The sequence below is a fragment of the Tenacibaculum sp. TB-56 genome, assembly GCF_059716275.2.
Genome location: NZ_CM201367.1, coordinates 2,118,924 through 2,139,774, shown reverse-complemented (window position 1 = coordinate 2,139,774; position 20,851 = coordinate 2,118,924). Strand labels below are relative to the sequence as shown.

The following is a 20,851-nucleotide window of genomic DNA, read 5'->3' as shown; positions in this document are numbered from 1 at the left end:
AATCTAAAACACTTCTTTTATAATCTTTAGAAATTCTTGCTTTTTTGTTTTAGAAATAGGTATTGTTGTTTGATTTTGCATCAACAAAAAATCTCCATCTTTTTTTATAAACTTCTCTAAATAATGAAGATTAATTAAGAAAGACCTGTGGCACCTGAAAAATAAGTTATTGCTTTGAAGTTGATTTTCGAAATATGATAACGGTTTACAAATAAGCTGATTTTCTTTATTTGCCAGATGCACCTTTGTATACATACCATCTGCTTCTAAATACAAGATATCTTCATGAGATACAAAAATGATTTCTCCAGGAACTTCTAAAGCTATTTTATGTGACGATAAAGATTGAATTGCTTTTTTTAGCTCTGAAAATTGCGCTGAAACCTTTTTTTGCTCTATGTTTACTTTGGCCTTATTTATAGCTACTCGTAATTCTTCTCTATCAATAGGTTTTACCAAATAATCTATTGCCGATAACTTTAATGCATCTAGCGCATATTGTTGATAGGCTGTTGTAAAAATTAATTGAAATTCGATAGGCTCAGTAATAAAGTCTAAAATTTCTAACCCTGAATACTCTGGCATTTCAATATCTAGAAAAACAATATCAGGCGCATGTTTGTTTATTTCTTTTACTCCATTTAACAAGTTGTCAGCTGTAATAATACTTTTTATTTCAGGGAAGAATTCTGTAAGCATCGTTTCCATTACGCTACGTGCTTTTGCCTCATCATCAATTATTAACGCTTTCATTTTTAAATTCTTTTTATTTTTAGTGTTACTACCGTTCCTGTAGCCTTATTATTTTCATCAACTTTATCTGTAAACTCTACTGAAATATCAAATAACTTTTCTTTCTTATATAGTGAAACTCGCTCTTGAGTTGCGTTCACAGCAAAAGATTTATGCCCTTGTCTTTTCTTATTGATTTCTGATGATTTTTCTCTTCCAATACCATCATCCTCTATAGTTACAATTAACAAATTAGCAGTTTTATTTTTAATTGTTATCCATAAGTTTCCTTGTTCCTTTTTATGAACAAGTCCATGTTTTATGGCATTTTCTACAAACGGTTGTAAAAACAACGGCGGAACTTCAAATTGATCTTTATTTACATTCTTTTCTACGAAGAAATGAACTTTAAATTTATTCTCAAATCGTAATTGTTCTAATGCTATATAAATTTCAAGTGAACTGAGTTCTTCTTTTAGCGATATTACATTAACCCTACTATGATTTAAATACATTCTAATCAAACGGGAAAATTTGACCAGATAATCACTCGCTAAATATTTCTCGTTCTTCATTACATAATCTTGAATTGCTCCTAAAGAATTAAAAATAAAATGAGGATTCATTTGTGAGCGTAAGTTCTCTAATCGTAACTTACTTATTCTGCTAGCTAAAATCACTTTTTCTAATTCTCGCTCTCCTTCTTTCTCTTTCCACTGTAACTTAATTCTGTAATATATTACTACCGCTAAAACTGATGTAAAAAATACAGCAGCTATGAACCACCAATTCTCCCAAAAAGGTTTTTGAACAATAATTTTAACGCCTTTACTTTCTTCCCCAATACTTCCATCTAAACTTTTGGTTCTAAGTAAAAACTCATATTTTCCAGATGGAATTCCAATATACCTAACAACATCATCATTCAGTTCTGATGTTTGCCATTCGGTATTGAAACCTAAAAGCTTATATTGAAAGACATTTTTACTACTAGCTTTAAATCCGTTTGCATTAAAATTAAATGTAATATCATTGGTTTTATAAGGCAACTCATACTTTGTTTTTATTTCTTGCTCTTTACCTCCAATTTTAACATTGCTTATATAAGCTAATGGGGCTGTTTTAGGTAGCATTAAATCTGGAATAGATATATCTACTCTACATAAAAAATTGTTTCCAGGCACCCATAAATAATCGTTTTGAACAACCGGATGTTTGAACTTGATAGCACTTTTATCAGTTAAATTGATTGTTTTTATCGATTTTTTATCTGTATCATATCGCTGTATCCCTTTTTCAGTAACAATCCACAGAAAATTATCTTTTCCTAAAATTCCTTTTATTTGAGATTGCAACAACCCCGTTGAATACGTAATGCTGTCGGTAACTTTTCCAGCTTCTAACCCTAAGATTTTATCTCTTGTGGTTGCCCATATTTTACCATTAGCAGTTTGAGTGTATTCAGAAAAAATAATAGGCTTGTTTTGATAACTTACGGGAATGGTTTGTAGTTTTTTATTATAAACTACCGTTCCGTCAATATAAGTTACGTAAATAAGTTTATTTTTTGAATCGTAATGAGTACTAATAGGTCTTTTACTCTCTAAAACTATATGCTCTTTATTTTTTGACAAATTGGTGTAAATAATAGCATGTCGATACGATAAATACACCAGCGAATCCTTACTTATTTGAGCAAAACCTTTAGCTGTTGTAAACAGATTCCCTACATTCGTCATTTTTTTACTCTTTAAATCATAAATATAACTACTTGTTCCGTTGGTACTTATATATGCCCTATCGAGTATTTCATCATATTTGATTCTATTTACCGGTCGCTGGTTCGGTAAATTCGAAATTGTATAATTGTTATTTTGTGTATTATAATCTATTAAATTACCATTTTGGGTACCTAGTAACAAACGATTTTCTGCTACAGCTTCTATTGAGATAATATCTTCTTTTATCTCTAAAAAACTCTTCTTTGTTATTCCTAAACTTGGTACTACAAAAACACCATTCTGAAGTGTAGTTAACCAATAATTATTTTCATTATCTTTTAAAACATCCGTTATATGATAATCTTTAAAAATTTGTTCGGTATCATTAACTTTTGTTTTTTCTAAAGTTTTATAAATTCCATTTGATGTTAACAACCAGTTTTTCTGAAACTTCTTTGTATTGTATACCTGAGCTTTTTGAAAATTATTCGGAAGTTTTATAAAACTAATTTCTCTTGTATGAATATTAATTGAAAACGCTTTTAAAACATCACTATCAAGTTTAACAACAATCTCATCAAACCACTGAAACATCTGAAAATTCTCTTTATCTAAAGAAAATCTTTTTTTATCACATTTTACTTTTTTGAAAACTGGTATTCCCTCTTCTTCATAAACATGAGTAATGGTATTTGTTTCTTTTAAATTGTAATAAAAAAAACCGTTTTCAGATTTTGCTATTTTAGAAACTTCAGCGTTTAGGTCTTTTTTTACCGCCCCTGTTTTTTTGTCTATCTGAAAACTCTTTCTCTGAGAAATAAAGAAAATATCATTTTTAAAAACCATTAAATGGGCAAAGGTTCCTTTTAACTCATTAGAAAAGTCTTTAAAAAGCTGTAACTCTTTATTTACAACTTTATAAATATGTCCTGAAATTGTAGAACACCATATTTGCCCCTCATCATCAATTTGTAAATTGAAGATACTTTTAGTGGTAGCAATCGTATTTTTTACCTTAATAAATTTTTTACCATTGTAGTAAAACAATCCTTGTTCTGCACCAACCCAAACAAGATTATCTTTATCTTGAATAATATTAAAATTAGCCAGAGAAGCTAGACCATCATCCGATGTAAATTGCGTATAAAAAGGCTCTTGTGAAAAAACATTTTCAAAGAAAAGAAATACGAAAACAAGTATGTAAAAAGTTTTTTTCACAAATTTAATATCACTATAAAAAAGGTGGCTATGCAATAATACGCAAAACACCACCTTTATTCACAACTGTTCTTAGTTTAAAATTAATTAAATCCTATGATAGTCAATTTATAACCATTGAATGACTTTTCAATCCTAACTTTTTTTTACCAATAAAATTTACCTCTAAAAATTAATGGTATAATCAGGAATTTATGAACTGTATGCGTGTATCTTTTTTTTACTCTTCTTTTTTTAACATGAAGTTTCATTGTTATTTTTAAGGCTTTGCGTCACACTTACAATATCCTCCGTAAGGTGCTCCTCCAGTTCGGCTAATTCCATTAAAATAAACTTCTCCGTATTTTCCTCCTCCTGTATAATCTCTTCGTAAAATAAATTGTTGTAACATACACTGCCCATCAGAGTTTTCCTGAACTACGGCTCCAACTACCCATTGATACAAAGGAACTCCTGTTACTTTATGCTTTACTGTTGACCACTTGTTTGAAGTAACATATTGCTTTAAGTTCTTCATACTTGTTTTACCGTAATAAGCATTTAACCCTTTGGTAGCAATTCCTATCAAACTACTGTTTAAACTACCTTTTGCTGGCATTGTTACACTATTTAACTTTGCTCCTAACCAATCTTTACGTAAGTTATCAAACTTAGCAAAAGTTGTTTGAGATGTTAATTCAGGATTTTTATAATACTTCTTAATTTTTTCAGGATCTTTTGCTGCAATTACAAACTGTTTTGGTTGAGCATTATTCATCCATTTATGGCCTTCATTATCATTTTTATGATATACTTCAGCCCCTATTAACAACACCCCTGGTTCTAATAAAAGCACATTAGCATTGGTCAGCTCCTGCTCACCTCCCATTCCAAATTGGAACTGAATATTACCTTTATCGGCAGATTTTCTATATTGCTCTGGAACTACACCATAACGTTTTTGTTCTGGAGTGAAATAAGCGTTTAATTGATACGTTGTCGGATCATATTCAATAGAAAAACCTTCATAAATATCACCTGGATTGCTATCAAAATGACTTGAAGGATTTCTAACAAAGTATTGTGATAAATGGTAGTAACCAGACAGTTCCATCTTATCAGAAAAACCACCATCGTAAGCAGGTAACTTTTTAAACTTTGTTCTGTTTAATACATAAATTTGATTGTCTTTAAATTTATCATTTTCACTACTTTCTATAGGTGAAGGAATTTCGCTCACAACTGTTCCTTTACTATTTTCTTTAGCTAACAAAGCCTCTTTTTCTGCTGCTTGCTTTTGTTGATATTCTTTATACTTTTTAAAATAAAAATCTTGCTTTTCTTTATCGTTAGGATACTTTTTAGCTAACTCTTTTTTAAACTCTTCATCTGAATATTCATTTGTATTAGACGTTGAATTAGTATCTGAACTTGTAGTTGATTTTTCTATTGATGAAGAAGCTTTCTCTTCTATTTTTTTTGTTACTTTTTGCTTAGCTTTTTTTAACATGTTACCAAACTGAGCATTGGCTGTTTGATGAAACAAAAAACTAGCGAAGAATAAACAAACTAATATTGTATATTTTTTCATTTCTATTACTGTTTTTATGTTATTAAAAGCTACCTGCTTTTACACAGGTAACTTTCTTTCTTGAATTACTATTTAAAGGGACTATTTTTTTATTGACATGCGGTTGTACTCCAAGAAGCTCCAGATGGCTTAGCCCATTGGTTTGCTTGCGTATTTGGTGGGTTTAAAGGATCAAATCCAGCATCGTGTTGAATACACGTTAAGTCATCATTTCTATCTGCAATCATATAAAAGAAATTTACATTATTACCATTTGCTACGTTTAAACTTGTTAAATTGTTACCTCTAACTTGTAAACCCCTAACTTTTGAATTATTAGAAATATCTACACTTGTTAAATTGTTATTAAACGCAAAAAGTGTTCTTAAATCTGGATACATAGAAACATCTAACGTACTAATTTGATTCTCTTCTAAATACAAAGTTTGTAAACCGTTTGCAACAGTAGGTAACACTAACGTAGAAATATTGTTGCTTCCACATTGAAAGTTAACTAAACTTGAGTGATTAGATAAATCGATTGAGCTTATATTATTATGCATAATTAATATAGTTTGTAAAGCTGTATTAGCTGAAAGATCTAAGGCTGTTAAACTATTTCCTTTTAAGGTTAATTTTGTTATTGCTGTATTTTGACTTAAATCTATACTTGTTAACGAATTATCAATAGCATGAAACTCTGTAATATTCACAAAAGCCTCCAAACCTGTTACGTTTGAAATATTTAATCGGTCTACTCTAATTACACCCGTGAAAGCTTGAGCTTCTGACAATTGAATTTCACTATCTCCATTTGTATTTATTGCAGAATTACCAACTAATGCTGACTTAAAGTTGGCATCTGGTATGTTTACAATATTACCTGTTGCAGCTTGCAACCCCGTCCCATTAATCAAAATAGCTAAACTAGGTTTTGTAGGATCATTACTTTCTACAACTATCATTGCCTGTTTTTGTCCTTCAGATTGTGGTGTAAAACGCGCTGTTACCTCATAAAAACTACCAGGAGCAATCGTTTGTGGTGCAGATACATTTACCAAGGTAAAATCACTTGCGTTAAGTCCGCTCATTCTAATATTACTTACCTCTAAATTTCCTTGACCATTATTCTGAATAGCAAAAGTTAAATCATTTCCAGAGTTTCCTACAGTAACATCACCAAAACCCAATCCTGTTTCACTAAAAGCAATTGCAGGTTGTGCTGGCGCTGTTCCTGTTCCATTCATAGGTAAAGACACTTTATTTTCACTAGAATTATTAAAAAACCTAATAGATGCTGAAGCAAATCCTTGTGAACTTGGCATGAACTTAACTTCAAAAGTATGTGTATCACCTGGGGCAATAGTCTTTATTAATGCAGCTGTTCCTCCTATTACTGTAAAAGATGATGCGGTACTACCTCCTACTATATTTACATTAGTAATCTCTAAATCTGCATTTCCTGTATTAGAAACTGTAATATTTTTAGATAATTCTTGACCTACTTCTACGTTACCAAAAGCAATTGGCGACTCGCTAAATGTCATTACTGGTTGTGCTACCGCAGTACCTTTACCATCTAACGTTATGACTTTTACACCAACGTTTGTTGTTATCTCTAAACTAGCCGTTTTATTCCCTTCTGTTGTTGGAGCAAACGTTACCGAAACCGTTTTTGTGCCCCCTACAGCTAACGTTTCTGCTGTTGCAGCCGTTGTAAATTCAGAAGCATTTGTTCCTTTTACCTCAAAAGCAGTAATTTCTAAGTCGGCATCTCCGCTATTTGTTATGGTGAATGTAGCATCATCTGTTTGGTTAATTTCTACTTCTCCAAAAGATAAAGTAGTTACATTTAAATCTACAGTTGGTAGTGGTTTTGGCTCTGCAACTCCTGTTACTGTTACTTCTTTTTTACCTATGTTAGTAGTAATTTCTAAAATAGCCTCTTTGTTTCCTTCAGTTAAAGGAGCAAAAGTAATTTCGAAGCTATAAGCCTCTCCTTTTCTAATTACTTTAGGCACTGCGCTTGTAGAAAAATCTGCTGCATCTGTTCCTTTTATAACAAACTCATCAATTTCTAAGTCTGCTTCTCCTTTATTTGTTACTTCAAATGAATAACTAGCAGACTGCTCTACTTCTACTGTTCCGAAGTCTTTTTCTATTTGATCTATAGAAAATACTGCTGGAATAATTTCTTCATCTTTATCACAACTTGTGATACTTGCAAGTACAAAAAGAATAGCACCTGCATACATGGTAATTTTTTTTCTCATGTGTGTCTTTTTTTCTAATTTTTATTTTTTGCACTTCTATATAAAAGTGCTTTTCCCTTATTTGGGCATAAAAGTATAAGCACAGTAACTAACACACTGAAAAACTTGCTGAAAGGGGTTTATTCTTTTCTAAAACGTTTCTTTTTCTTTCTAAAAGAAATCCTGCAACTTTATAAAAAACAAAAAAGCTCGCCAATAGGCGAGCTTTTAAAAACTTATATATGTAAAATTATTTTACTTCTTCGAAGTCTACATCTTCTACATTATCTCCTTCTGATGAAGAACCTGTATTTGCATTTCCTTGTGCATCTGCTCCGTTAGCTTGTGCATCTTGTTGTGCTTTATACATTTCTTCTGAAGCAACTTTCCAAGCTTCGTTGATCTTCTCCATTGCAGCATCGATAGCAGCAATATCTTTAGATTCGTGTGCTTTCTTTAACTCTTCTAAAGCAGCTTCGATTGGTTCTTTTTTATCAGCTGATAATTTATCACCAAACTCTTTTAATTGCTTTTCTGTTTGGAAAATCATAGAATCTGCTCCGTTAATTTTCTCAGCAGTTTCTTTCGCTTTCTTATCGGCATCAGCATTAGCTTCTGCTTCTTGCTTCATCTTTTGGATTTCTTCATCAGATAATCCTGAAGAAGCCTCTATACGAATATCTTGTGACTTACCTGTTGCTTTATCTACTGCAGATACTTTAATAATTCCGTTTGCATCAATATCAAAAGTTACTTCAATTTGAGGCACTCCTCTTTGTGCTGGAGGAATATCTGTTAATTGGAAACGACCAATTGTTTTGTTATCTGCTGCCATCGCTCTTTCACCTTGTAATACGTGAATATCTACTGATGGTTGGTTGTCTACTGCTGTAGAGAACACTTGCGATTTTTTAGTTGGAATGGTTGTATTTGCTTCGATTAACTTCGTAAATACATTCCCCATTGTTTCAATTCCTAATGATAATGGTGTAACGTCTAATAATAATACGTCTTTAACATCACCTGTTAACACTCCTCCTTGAATTGCTGCTCCTAACGATACAACTTCATCTGGATTTACACCTTTACTTGGTGCCTTTCCGAAGAACTTTTCAACAGCTTCTTGAATTGCAGGAATACGAGTTGAACCTCCTACTAAAATTACTTCATCAATATCAGATGTAGATAAATCTGCATTTTTTAATGCTGTTCTACATGGCTCAATTGTTCTATCAATTAAATCGTGGATTAATTGCTCAAACTTTGCTCTTGTTAATGTTCTTACCAAGTGTTTTGGTTCACTAGCCGTAGCAGTGATATATGGTAAGTTAATTTCTGTTGAAGTTGTACTTGATAATTCAATCTTAGCTTTTTCAGCAGCTTCTTTTAAACGTTGTAATGCCATAGGATCTTTACGTAAATCCATATTCTCTTCAGCATTAAACTCGTCTGCTAACCAGTTAATGATTTTTTCATCTACATCATCACCTCCTAAGTGAGTATCTCCATCTGTAGCTAATACTTCAAATACTCCGTCTCCTAATTCTAAGATAGAAACATCATGCGTACCACCACCAAAATCGAATACTACAATTTTCTTATCATCATTTGCTTTATCTAATCCGTAGGCTAATGCTGCTGCAGTTGGCTCGTTGATAATACGACGAACTGTTAATCCTGCAATTTCACCTGCTTCTTTAGTAGCTTGACGTTGTGCATCGTTAAAATATGCTGGTACTGTAATTACCGCTTCAGAAACACCTTGACCTAAATAGTCTTCAGCAGTTTTCTTCATTTTCTGTAAAATCATTGCAGAAATTTCTTGCGGTGTATATAAACGATCATCAATTTTTACTCTTGGTGTATCGTTATCTCCTTTTACTACCTCATAAGGTACTCTACCTGCTTCTTTTTCAGACTCAGAATACTTGTTCCCCATAAAACGTTTAACAGAATAAACTGTTTTTGTTGGGTTTGTTACTGCTTGACGTTTTGCAGGATCTCCTACTTTACGCTCACCACCTTCTACGAATGCTACAATAGATGGTGTAGTTCTTTTTCCTTCAGCATTTGGAATAACTACTGGCTCATTTCCTTCCATTACAGACACACATGAGTTTGTAGTACCTAAATCTATACCTATAATTTTACTCATAATCTTAATTTATCTTTTTAAAGTTTTTAATTCAAATTTACGAGTAGTATTAGTCAAAGTGTATGCCAACAGAGTTCCTCTATTATTTTGGCAGAAAAAGAACAAAAAGTAATTGTTTTTTATGACAGAGTGTCATAAACTTATCCTTTTACGTAGGAATTGTAGACAAGTTGTATGTTAGCGTAGCTATTCTTTAAGGTTTCTCGGGTTGCTTTCTCATCTTTAAAAGCCACTTCTGTAATTCCTTCTTCTAATTGTGGAATTAACTCCCCTTCATAATCTGAGTGCATTAAATACCAATGAGTCTCTTTTAAACGGTATTCATTATCCATTACAAATAAATGGTAAGTATCAATAAGTTTTCTTTGTATTGTTAGGTTTTCAATACCACATTCTTCTTCCACTTCTCTAATAGCTGTTTCTTCTATTTCTTCTCCTTCTTCAATTCTTCCTTTGGGTAAATCCCATTTGCTACCTCTATATATAAACAGCACTTCATTGTTGTCATTTAAAACCAATCCACCCCCAGCAACAATTACCTTAAACTTTTCTTTAAATACTGGCCAAACTTCATCTAAGTTATTCGAATACAAGTAAACACCTTCAATTTTACCTACTTTTAACTTGTAAATAAGTTCTTCAATTATTGTATTTTTATAAATATAAACAGGAAAATCCCCTTCATTTTTAATTGAAGTTGTAAAAATTATTGGTTTATCATTAACAAAAACTTTATACATTTGCGACATGGATTTTAACAAAGATACAGCAAAAAAAACTGCCGAGCTTCTTTTGCAAATTAAAGCGATAAAATTGAGCCCGAAAGAGCCTTTTACATGGGCTTCTGGATGGAAATCTCCAATTTATTGCGATAACAGAATTACATTATCATACCCTCCTGTTAGGAATTTTCTGAAACAAGAAATTGCTAAACTGGTTGAAGAAAAGCATGGTAAACCTGATGTGATTGCAGGTGTAGCAACCGGAGCTATTGCTATTGGTATATTAGTTGCTCAAGAACTAGGAGTGCCTTTTGTATATGTAAGACCAGAACCTAAAAAACATGGTAGACAAAACCAAATTGAAGGACATTTAGAAAGCGGTCAGAATGTAGTAGTTATTGAAGATTTAATTAGTACAGGTAAAAGTAGTTTAAATGCTGTAAAAGCTTTAAAAGAAGCACATGCTAATGTTAAAGGTATGGTAGCTATTTTTTCTTACGGATTTACTATTGCTTCTGAAAATTTTAAAGCAGACGGTGTAGAACTAACTACATTAAGTAACTATGAATACCTATTAGAACAAGCTTTAGACAGTAAATATATAACTAGCGAAGAACTCCGTACTTTAGAAGACTGGAGAATTGAACCTAGTAAATGGAAACAAAACGAAAACTAACAGCACAATGAATATAGAAGGAAATACAGTAACTGTAAAAAAGTCATCTAAAGACTTATTTGATTTTTTAACCAAACTTGAAAACTTTGAGCAATTAATGCCTGAGAATACTCAAAAATTTGAGGTAGATGGTGATAGCTTTATTTTTGGTTTAAAAGGAATGCCTGAAATTAGATTGGTTATGAAAAATAAAACCGAATACTCTAATGTTACTTTAGGTGCTGCAAGCAGTAAATTACCTTTTACATTAGCTGCTGACATTAATGAGGTTTCTGAAAACGAAAGTGAGGTAACTTTAAAGTTTGACGGTGAGTTTAATGCTATGATGGCAATGATGGTGAAAGCTCCGTTAACAAAGTTTATTGGTACTTTAACTGAAAACTTAGCAAAATTATAAATTAGCAAACGAAACTTCTTTCAACCCAAATTCTTGAATCGTTTCGTCTTCTAATTCAATTTGGAGATTTCCATTTTCTGAAACTCCAATGATTTTACCCATAAATAAAATGTTCTGATTGTTTTTAAACATTGTCGGAACATTTTTTTTATACAATACTTTTAAATAATTCTCTTCTAATAACTGATATTCGTTTTTTAAAAGCTCTAAATTTTCCTTAAGTTTAAAAAGTACGGTTTCTAATAAAGCATCTAAATCTGTTTCTTTATTTAAAATCATTTTGATTGAAGAAGCATTAGGTAATTTTTCAGGAAAAGTATTTTGGTTTACGTTAATCCCTATACCTATCACAGAAGAACTTATATTGCTACCTTTTAAAGAGTTCTCTATTAAAATCCCTACTATTTTTTTATTTCCTGACAGAATGTCGTTAGGCCATTTCACCGCCAAATTGGGTATTTCTATGCCTTTCAACGCTTCCAAAACACTTAACGAAACACAGAAATTTAAATACTTATGATTTTCAATACGCAAAGCTTCAAACCTACAAAACACACTAAAAGTCAAGTTTTTACCTTCTTCAACTACCCATTCTGAATTCATTTGCCCCCTACCCTTTGTTTGAGTTTTAGCAACCACTACTGTAAAATCATCAATTGACATTTTTGACACCATATCTTTCAAAAAAGTGTTGGTTGAATCGATGGCATTAAGTTTGATTATTTTCATGTAAATTTAGTGAGTGAAACAAGTATCAATATTACATAAATTACTCACAAAAAAACAATAACTTTGCTAAAACTTAATTTTATTTAATGACAATAAAACAAACAAACACAGACGATCTTTTAGCTGTGATTATTAAAGGGATAGATGATGTAAAGGGAGAAGACATCCAATTACTAGATTTAAGGGAGATAGAAAACACTGTTTGTGATTATTTTGTAGTTTGTTCTGCTAACTCGAACACACAAGTTAATGCCATTTCTGGCTCTGTACAAAAAGTAGTAAGCAAAGAACTTAAAGACAAACCTTGGCACGTTGAAGGTCTTGGTAACGCTGAATGGGTTCTTATGGATTACGTAAATGTTGTTGTACATATCTTTCAAAAACAAGTTCGTGAATTTTACGACATTGAAAGTCTTTGGGGAGATGCAAAAATTACCGAAATCAACCCTGCTTAATTGCTAACATTTTATACACCTATTTATGAGTGATAATAAAAAAAACACGCCAAAATTTACGTTTAGCTCGTTTTGGCTATACATACCAATACTAATTATATTATTAGGGTTAAGTTTTTTTAACTCTGGTAACTTAGGGTCTCGTAATATTTCTAAAAACGAGTTCACTAAAATTTTAGAAGCCAACGATATTCAAAAAATAGTTGTTGAAAACAACAATGTTGCTCAAATATTTTTAAAGCCTGAAGCAGAAAAAAAAGAAGAGCATAAAAAATTAGTTGAATCTCCTTTCTTTAGAAAAGGTTCTCCGTTGTACAGCTACAATTTTGGTGATTTACAAAATTTTGAAAACGAGATCGAGAAAGAAAAAAAAGAAAACAACCTTGATTTTGATAAAGTAAATATTGAAAGAACGAGCATGATGGATACCCTTATCAGCTTCCTTCCATTTATTTTATTAATTGCGATTTGGTTGTTCTTTATGAGAAGAATGTCAGGAGCTGCTGGAGGCGGTGGTGCTGGAGGTCAAATTTTCAACATCGGAAAATCTAAAGCAAAACTTTTTGACGAGAATACTAAAGTTAAAACTACTTTTAAAAATGTAGCTGGTTTAGAAGGTGCTAAAGAAGAGGTTCAAGAAATTGTTGACTTCTTAAAGAGCCCTGAAAAATATACTAAACTAGGAGGTAAAATTCCTAAAGGAGCCTTGTTAGTAGCAACCTCCTGGTACTGGTAAAACTTTATTAGCTAAAGCTGTTGCTGGTGAAGCTGGCGTACCTTTCTTCTCTTTATCAGGTTCTGATTTTGTTGAAATGTTTGTAGGAGTTGGTGCATCTCGTGTTCGTGACTTATTTAAGCAGGCACAACAAAAATCGCCTTCAATCATTTTTATTGATGAAATTGATGCTATTGGGCGTGCTAGAGGTAAAAACAGTATGACAGGTGGTAATGACGAACGTGAAAACACTTTAAACCAATTATTAACAGAAATGGATGGTTTTGGTACCGATACTAATGTAATTGTATTAGCTGCTACCAACCGTGCTGATGTATTAGATAAAGCTTTAATGCGTGCTGGTCGTTTTGATCGTCAAATTTATGTTGATTTACCAGACTTACACGAACGTAGAGAAATTTTTAATGTACACATCAAACCTCTAAAGTTAGCTGAAAACGTAAACTTAGAATTCTTAGCACAACAAACTCCTGGTTTCTCTGGAGCTGATATTGCCAACCTTTGTAACGAAGCTGCTTTAATCGCTGCAAGAAAAGGTAAAGAAGCAATCGAGCATCAAGATTTCTTAGATGCTGTTGATAGAATTGTAGGTGGTTTAGAAAAGAAAAACAAAGTAATTACTCCGAAAGAAAAGAAAGTTATTGCTTTCCACGAAGCAGGTCATGCAACAGTAAGTTGGATGTTAGAGCATGCCGCTCCTTTAGTAAAAGTTACTATCGTTCCTCGTGGTCAATCATTAGGAGCTGCTTGGTATCTTCCAGAAGAAAGAAAAATTGTTCAAACAGAGCAAATGCTTGATGAAATGTGTGCTACCATGGGTGGTAGAGCTGCTGAAAAGTTAATGTTTGATAAGATTTCTACAGGTGCGTTAAGCGACTTAGAAAAAGTTACGAAACAAGCTCGTGCTATGGTTACTGTTTACGGTTTAAATGATAAAGTAGGTAACATTACCTATTACGATTCATCTGGGAACGATGCTTTTGTTAAGCCGTATAGTGATGCTACTGCTCAGAAAATTGATGAAGAAATTTCAGAAATTATCGAAAATCAATACAAAAGAGCTATTGATATACTAGATGAAAACAGAGATAAACTAACTGAGTTAGCTGAATTATTACTTGAAAAAGAGGTGATTTTCAAAGACGATTTAGTAAAAATCTTTGGAGATAGACCGTTTGGAAAGGAAGAAGAAAAAACTGAAACAACAACTGAAGAATAGTTTTTTATTTGAATGAATTTTTTCAATAAATTATTTAAAACCTTTAAAGAATCATCTAAAGAGAAGATTGCCAATGAGCAAGTAGTTCATTTATCTTTAGATGATTCTTTTGTTCATCATTTTATAAATAAAGGAGGTAAATTTTTATACTGTACATCTATAAACGAAGTAACTAATAATTTAAAAAATATCTTACAAGAAAATAATTGGCGAAAAGTTACTTGTACAGATTATGACTTATTAAAAATTACTGAAAAAATTGATGTAAATGTTCAACAACATTCATCTGAATCAGTTCCTTTTTTCACCTCTTGTGAACACTTAATTGCAGACAAAGGAGAAATATTATTCTCTTCTAATCAATTAGGTAGTCATAAATTAGCTGCACACTCTAAGCATTTTATTGTGTATGCCACAACTAGCCAATTAGTAAAAAACACAGGAGAAGGTTTAATGGGAATTAAAACACATTTTAGTGGTAATATTCCTACCAATATCAGCTCTATAAGAAATTATAAATTTGAAGTGGAAGATGATAATTTCTTAAATTATGGCAACAATAACACAAAAAATTTATATTTGCTGCTCTTTGAAGACCTTTAACCTATGTCTAATCTTTTAACAAGATCACTTTCTGCACTTGTTTACGCTATCCTATTTATTTCTGCTATTTTATTTTCTGCAGAAACATATATAGGTTTATTAGCTGTGTTTGCTACTTTTTGCATTTGGGAATTTTCTAAAATTTTAAAATCAAAAAGTTTTATTCCCTATTTACTTTTAGCTTACGTGGTTTTCTCTTCAGTAAAGGCAACTATTAATTTTACTGATTTTTTACTAGCTGCCACCCTATTCGGTTTATCTGTCTTATTATATTTATTGATAAGCACAAAGCCGATTAAAACAGAAGCTTTTAGTGAAAAAATATTTTTACAAGCTATCTATTTAATTTTCCCTTTTTACTTTTTAATGAATCTTCCGTTCATTAACAATGTGTATCATCCTTACATCATAATTTATATTATGATGCTTATTTGGACAAATGATAGCTTTGCTTTCTTGGTAGGTAAAAACTTCGGAAAACATAAATTGTTTGAAAAAGTATCTCCTAAAAAAACTATTGAAGGTTTTATAGGTGGTGTCGTTTTTTCTATAATTGTAGGTATTATCATTGGGCAATATTCAGGTGTATTTTCTACCTTAAACTGGATAATCATTGCGGTTATCGTTGCCGTTTTTGGATCTTTAGGTGATTTAGTAGAATCTAAATTTAAAAGACAAGCCAATATAAAAGATAGTGGTACAATTATGCCTGGTCATGGTGGATTATTAGATAGACTTGATAGTTTGTTTTTCCTTGCACCCTTCGTATATTTGTATATTCATTACATAATGTAAACTGTCTGTACATTTTAATTATCCAACCCCATGGAAAGTGATTTAGATTTAAAATTTAAAGAAGCTTATAAAATAGCATCTAAGCTAGAGGAAAAACTTCCTCCAGATGTTATGCTACGCCTATATGCTTACTATAAACAAGCCGTAAAAGGTGACAGATTTACATTTAACGATAATAGCGACCTACGAAATGCTTTTAAGTTCAACGCATGGATGCAACTTAGAGGGATGGGAGAAGATGAAGCTAAAGAAGAATATATTAAATTAGTAAATTCAATCATAAAATAAACCTCATGAAAAAAATCGTTTATACACTAGTTTTCTGTTTTACAATTGCTCAAATGGTTTCTTGTAAATCTGAAGCTAAAAAAGAAACTGAAACAACAAAAGAAGAAGTAACAGCAGCTAAAAAAGCATTTGTTTTACAAGATGCAACCAATACTGTAAACTGGGTAGCTTATAAAACTACCGACAAAGTACCTGTAAAAGGACAATTTCAAAAAGTAAATATTACTGCTGGTGGTGAAGCAGATACTGCAAAAGAAGCAATTAATAACGCAGAGTTTTCTATTCCTGTAAGTAGTATTTTTACACAAGATACTAGTAGAGATTTTAAAATTAAGAAGTTTTTCTTCGGAGTTATGGATAAAACTGAATTACTTACTGGTAAATTAGTTTTAGAAAATGACTCTATTGGTTATGCAGATTTAACAATGAACAGTGTTACTAAAAAACTTCCTTTTAAATACACTTTAAACGGAAAAGAGTTTAGTTTAAATGCTACAATGAACATTTCTGATTGGCAAGCTCAAAATGCTTTAGATTCTTTAAACACTGCTTGTAAAGATTTACACAAAGGTGCTGACGGAGTTTCTAAAACTTGGGATGATGTAGCATTAAACATTACTTCTGTGTTTAAATAAAAACAAATTAAAATATATTTTAAAGCCTCAGAAATTACTCTGAGGCTTTTTTATTTTTAATGTACTTCAAATATTCATTTTTACCCCAAATAAATCTTAATTTAACACTATTCTATAAAGTTAGTCATATTCTAAAAAGTCTTCATAAGTATTTTATGTAATTAAAATTAACACCTTATTAATACTTTTATTTTCATAATTAATAGTTTTACTATTATATTTGCACAGTTAATTTTTAATTATGAAAAATTTACTATCAAATTTAAAAATAGAAATTCCTTCTGGTATTTATATTAAAGATCCTGAAACATCTGATTTAGGTAAAAGAATAATAGAAAACAGTATTATACTAATTGAAGAAATTGGTTTTGAAAACTTTAATTTCAAGAGATTAGGCAAAGTAATAGGCTCGAACGAAAGTTCTATTTATCGTTATTTTGAAAGTAAGCATAGACTTTTAATCTACTTAACTTCTTGGTATTGGGGATGGATTCAGTATTCTTTAGTAATAGAAACTTATAGTATTAACAACCCAAAAGAAAAATTGATTAAAGCTATTGAAGTTTTAACTAGAAAAGCCAAACAAGACAATAACTTTTCTCATATAAATGAAGCCTTACTTAACTTAATCATAATCAATGAAAATTCAAAATCATACTCTACAAAAGAGGTAGATACTGAAAATAAAAACGGTTTTTTTAAACTGTATAAAGAAGTAATAAAACGTTTTGCAGAAATTATTAGTAATTATGACAATTCGTACAAACATCCTTTAACATTAGCAAGTACTATAATTGAGGGAATATTACATCAGCAATTTGTCAAAGCTCATTTTAAATCACTTACTAACTGTAATGAAAACACTACTATCACATCCTTTTTTACAGAATTAACTTTAAACGTACTTTCAAATGAAGGAAAAAAATAAACTAACTCCGTGGCAACGATTTTTAGGGCTTATTAAACTAGAAAAAAAAGACACAACCCAAATCGCTTATTACGCTATTTTTGAAGGTATTGTAGCCCTCTCACTTCCTCTAGGAGTACAAGCTATTATTAACTTATTACAAGCAGCTCAAATTTCAGCTTCTTGGATTGTACTAGTCATATTAGTAACTGCTGGTGTTGCTTTTAGTGGAGTTTTAAAACTAATGCAGTTTAGAATTATTGAAACTATTCAACAAAGAATATTTACCAGAGCATCTATAGAACTTAGTTATCGATTTCCTAAGATTAAAATGAATGAACTAAGAAACTATTACCCCCCTGAACTTGCCAATCGCTTTTTTGATACGTTAACCATTCAAAAAGGTATTTCAAAAATTTTAATTGATGCTCCTTCTGCTCTGTTACAAATCATTTTTGCCTTACTTCTACTTTCCTTTTATCATCCGTTTTTTATTATTTTCGGATTGTTAGTTTTACTATTAATCTATGTTGTTTTTAAGTACACCGCAGAAAAAGGATTGGAAACGAGTTTAAAAGAGTCAAAAAACAAATATAAAGTGGCTCACTGGCTTCAAGAGATTGCAAGAACTATAATAAGTTTTAAATTATCAGGAAAAACAAAACTAGCTCTTGAAAAAAGTGATATTCTAGTAGATGATTATTTAAAATCTAGAGAAAGTCACTTTAAAGTACTTGTTATGCAATATATTCAAATGATTAGTTTTAAAGTAATTATTACTGCTGGTTTATTACTTATAGGTGGTTTTTTAGTACTGACACAACAAATGAATATTGGTCAATTTGTTGCTGCTGAAATTATTATCATACTAATTATGAATTCTGTTGAAAAATTAATACTTGGACTTGAATCTTTTTACGATGTACTTACATCTTTAGAAAAACTCGGAGAAGTTATAGATAAACCCATAGAGCCACAAAAAGGTAGTAATATTAATAGAGATAAACCTTTTAAAATTGAATTTCAAGATGTATCTTATGTTGTTAACAACAGACCAAAACCAGTAATTAATAATGTTTCTTTTGAAATAAACTCTAACGATAGAGTTTTACTTCAAGGAAGTAGTAACTCTGGAAAATCTAGTTTAATCCAACTTATTTCTGGTTTAATTGAACCAACATCTGGAGGTATTTTTGTGAATGACTTATCACTAAAAGGTATATTAACTAACAACTACAGAGCTAACCTAGGCTTATCTCTTTCAGAAGAAACTCCTTTCAAAGGAACTATTAGAGAAAACATAACTTTTGGAGATTCTTCTATAACAGATGACGAGATATATAATACTTTTAAAATCACAGGATTAACAGAGTTTCTAAAGCAGCAACCTAAAGGTTTAGACACTTATTTAAAACCTGAAGGGAAACTTATTGCTTATACAGTCGCTAAGAAAATTATTCTTTCTAGAGCAATCATTAAAAAACCAAAACTTCTCATTTTGGAGGATCCCCTTGATTTATTTGAAAAAAATGAAGCTGAAAAAATAATTGATTTCATTACTGATGTTTCTCAACCATGGAGTTTAATTATTGTAAGCCGTAATGAATATTGGAAAGAGAAGTGCAACAAACAAATTACCCTTGAAAAAGGTAGTATAACTAACTTTAAATCCTAGGTAATCATGTTAAACATATCAAAAAACACCGTTTCAGACCAAATAGACATAACAACGTTCAAGTCTGGAAAAGACATTTTCACAAAAGAGTACCACAAGTTATTTAAAAGGTTTTTACTAGTATTTTCTGTTATCTTAATAATCATCTTATTTTTACCTTGGACTCAAAATGTAACTAGCAAAGGACAGGTTACCACCCTTAAACCTAATCAACGTCCACAAACATTACAATCACAAATACCTGGGCGTATAGAAGAATGGTTTGTACAAGAGGGAGATTTTGTAAAGAAAGGAGATACTATTTTAAGAATTTCAGAAATAAAAAGTGGCTATTTTGACACTAAACTTGCTGAAAGAACTGGTAAACAATTAAACTCTAAAACACTATCTGCTAAAGCATATAACAATAAAATTAGTGCTCTACAAAATCAGATTATTGCTATTAAAAAAGAGCGTAAACTAAAACTAGAACAAGCTAAAAATAAATTAAAACAAGCTTATTTAAAGACCAAAAGTGATAGTATTGATCTTGAAGCTATTAAAATTAAGCAAAAAATAGCTCAAAATCAATTTGATAGAACTGTTACCTTAGAAAAAGAAGGTTTAAAAGCTGTAAAGGATGTTGAAGAAAAAAGAGCAAAACTTCAAGAGTTATCTGCTAAATTGATTTCTCAAGAAAATAAATTCTTTACTTCTAAAAATAATATCATCAATGCTCAATTAGCTATTAGTAGTACACAAGCTTCTTATGCTGATAAATTATCTAAAACAGAAAGCAGCTTGTATAGTGCACAATCTGGTGCTTATGATGCAGAAGTTCAAGTTTCAAAACTAGAAACTAGCTTAGCTAATTATAGCAAACGAAGCTCTTTATTATTTATTACAGCTCCACAAGATGGGTATATTAATAAAGCTATAAAATCTGGTATTGGTGAATCTTTTAAAGAAGGTGAACAATTAGTAAATATTATGCCTGCTGACTACGATTTAGCTGTTGAAATGTACATACAACCTATCGATTTACCATTGATACACATTGGTGAAGAAGTTCGCGTTCAGTTTGATGGTTGGCCTGCTATGGTATTTAGTGGTTGGCCTAATGTATCATACGGAACTTACGGTGCTAAAATTGTAGCTATCGAAAATTTTATTAGTAGTAACGGGAAGTATCGTGTTTTAATTGTTCCTAATAATGATCAAGAACCTTGGCCAAAAGCTATTAGAGTAGGCTCTGGAGCAAAAACCATTGCCTTGTTAGAAAATGTACCTATATGGTTTGAGTTATGGAGACAGATTAACAGTTTCCCTCCTAACTTCTATCAACCAAATAATAAAGAAAGTGGTAAAAAGTCAAAAAAAGAAGACTAAGAACACTTTGTAGAACAAT

17 protein-coding genes and 1 pseudogene are annotated in these 20,851 nt (G+C 31.1%); 11 read left to right on the top strand and 7 right to left on the bottom strand.

The features are described 5' to 3' along the window. Nucleotides 1-3: 3 nt before the first annotated feature. The 6 genes from AC3VI6_RS10380 to AC3VI6_RS10355 all read right to left on the bottom strand — a co-directional run bounded on the left by AC3VI6_RS10380 (nucleotide 4) and on the right by AC3VI6_RS10355 (nucleotide 10,367). A complete protein-coding gene (locus AC3VI6_RS10380) occupies nucleotides 4-753 on the bottom strand; it encodes a LytR/AlgR family response regulator transcription factor (protein WP_497706111.1) in 750 nt (249 codons plus the stop codon). A gap of 2 nt (nucleotides 754-755) precedes the next feature. Beyond that, a complete protein-coding gene (locus tag AC3VI6_RS10375) occupies nucleotides 756-3,671 on the bottom strand; it encodes a sensor histidine kinase (protein WP_497706110.1) in 2,916 nt (971 codons plus the stop codon). A 259-nt stretch (nucleotides 3,672-3,930) separates the two neighbouring features. Then, nucleotides 3,931-5,241, bottom strand: a complete 1,311-nt coding sequence (locus tag AC3VI6_RS10370) for a hypothetical protein (protein ID WP_497706109.1) — start codon at nucleotides 5,239-5,241, stop codon at nucleotides 3,931-3,933. Between the two features lie 89 nt (nucleotides 5,242-5,330). Continuing rightward, nucleotides 5,331-7,493: a choice-of-anchor D domain-containing protein gene (locus AC3VI6_RS10365; protein WP_497706108.1), complete on the bottom strand. Its 2,163-nt coding sequence runs from the start codon at nucleotides 7,491-7,493 to the stop codon at nucleotides 5,331-5,333. 229 nt (nucleotides 7,494-7,722) lie between these two features. Then, entirely contained in the window at nucleotides 7,723-9,627 is a 1,905-nt protein-coding gene (gene dnaK, locus AC3VI6_RS10360; protein ID WP_497706107.1) for a molecular chaperone DnaK, read from the bottom strand. 140 nt (nucleotides 9,628-9,767) lie between these two features. After that, complete coding sequence (locus AC3VI6_RS10355) at nucleotides 9,768-10,367, bottom strand: NUDIX hydrolase (RefSeq protein ID WP_497706106.1); 600 nt, start codon at nucleotides 10,365-10,367, stop codon at nucleotides 9,768-9,770. Nucleotides 10,368-10,374: 7 nt separating this feature from the next. Between AC3VI6_RS10355 and pyrE the strand changes: the two genes are divergently transcribed. Together pyrE and AC3VI6_RS10345 are read left to right on the top strand one after the other, a co-directional pair. Then, on the top strand, nucleotides 10,375-11,025 hold the full coding sequence (pyrE, locus tag AC3VI6_RS10350; protein ID WP_497706105.1) for an orotate phosphoribosyltransferase: 651 nt from the start codon (nucleotides 10,375-10,377) through the stop codon (nucleotides 11,023-11,025). A 7-nt stretch (nucleotides 11,026-11,032) separates the two neighbouring features. Then, nucleotides 11,033-11,422, top strand: a complete 390-nt coding sequence (locus tag AC3VI6_RS10345) for an SRPBCC family protein (RefSeq protein WP_497706104.1) — start codon at nucleotides 11,033-11,035, stop codon at nucleotides 11,420-11,422. Here the strand turns inward: AC3VI6_RS10345 and AC3VI6_RS10340 are convergent. Continuing rightward, nucleotides 11,417-12,151, bottom strand: a complete 735-nt coding sequence (locus AC3VI6_RS10340) for a biotin--[acetyl-CoA-carboxylase] ligase (RefSeq protein WP_497706103.1) — start codon at nucleotides 12,149-12,151, stop codon at nucleotides 11,417-11,419. The two genes, AC3VI6_RS10345 and AC3VI6_RS10340, sit on opposite strands and share 6 nt — an antisense overlap. An 86-nt stretch (nucleotides 12,152-12,237) precedes the next feature. Here AC3VI6_RS10340 and rsfS point away from each other — a divergent pair, with 86 nt between their 5' ends. The 9 genes and pseudogenes from rsfS to AC3VI6_RS10295 all read left to right on the top strand — a co-directional run bounded on the left by rsfS (nucleotide 12,238) and on the right by AC3VI6_RS10295 (nucleotide 20,832). After that, nucleotides 12,238-12,606 (top strand): ribosome silencing factor, encoded by a 369-nt coding sequence (gene rsfS / locus AC3VI6_RS10335; protein ID WP_028893075.1) that lies wholly within the window; start codon nucleotides 12,238-12,240, stop codon nucleotides 12,604-12,606. Nucleotides 12,607-12,631: 25 nt separating this feature from the next. After that, nucleotides 12,632-14,561, top strand: a pseudogene (gene ftsH / locus AC3VI6_RS10330) (ATP-dependent zinc metalloprotease FtsH). Between the two features lie 12 nt (nucleotides 14,562-14,573). After that, complete coding sequence (locus tag AC3VI6_RS10325; RefSeq protein WP_497706102.1) at nucleotides 14,574-15,164, top strand: hypothetical protein; 591 nt, start codon at nucleotides 14,574-14,576, stop codon at nucleotides 15,162-15,164. A gap of 3 nt (nucleotides 15,165-15,167) precedes the next feature. Then, entirely contained in the window at nucleotides 15,168-15,959 is a 792-nt protein-coding gene (locus AC3VI6_RS10320; RefSeq protein ID WP_497706101.1) for a phosphatidate cytidylyltransferase, read from the top strand. Nucleotides 15,960-15,989: 30 nt separating this feature from the next. Next, nucleotides 15,990-16,247 carry an acyl-CoA-binding protein gene (locus AC3VI6_RS10315; RefSeq protein WP_274634705.1) on the top strand — a complete coding sequence of 86 codons (258 nt, stop codon included), beginning with the start codon at nucleotides 15,990-15,992 and terminating at the stop codon, nucleotides 16,245-16,247. A gap of 5 nt (nucleotides 16,248-16,252) precedes the next feature. Continuing rightward, nucleotides 16,253-16,882: a YceI family protein gene (locus tag AC3VI6_RS10310; RefSeq protein WP_497706100.1), complete on the top strand. Its 630-nt coding sequence runs from the start codon at nucleotides 16,253-16,255 to the stop codon at nucleotides 16,880-16,882. Nucleotides 16,883-17,123: 241 nt separating this feature from the next. After that, the gene (locus AC3VI6_RS10305; RefSeq protein WP_497706099.1) at nucleotides 17,124-17,810 is read left to right on the top strand and encodes a TetR/AcrR family transcriptional regulator; all 687 of its coding nucleotides are present in this window, start codon (nucleotides 17,124-17,126) and stop codon (nucleotides 17,808-17,810) included. Then, nucleotides 17,794-19,464: a peptidase domain-containing ABC transporter gene (locus AC3VI6_RS10300; RefSeq protein ID WP_497706098.1), complete on the top strand. Its 1,671-nt coding sequence runs from the start codon at nucleotides 17,794-17,796 to the stop codon at nucleotides 19,462-19,464. The genes AC3VI6_RS10305 and AC3VI6_RS10300 overlap by 17 nt, the downstream gene beginning before the upstream one ends. A 6-nt stretch (nucleotides 19,465-19,470) precedes the next feature. After that, nucleotides 19,471-20,832 (top strand): HlyD family secretion protein, encoded by a 1,362-nt coding sequence (locus AC3VI6_RS10295; protein ID WP_497706097.1) that lies wholly within the window; start codon nucleotides 19,471-19,473, stop codon nucleotides 20,830-20,832. The last annotated feature ends 19 nt before the right edge of the window (nucleotides 20,833-20,851 follow it).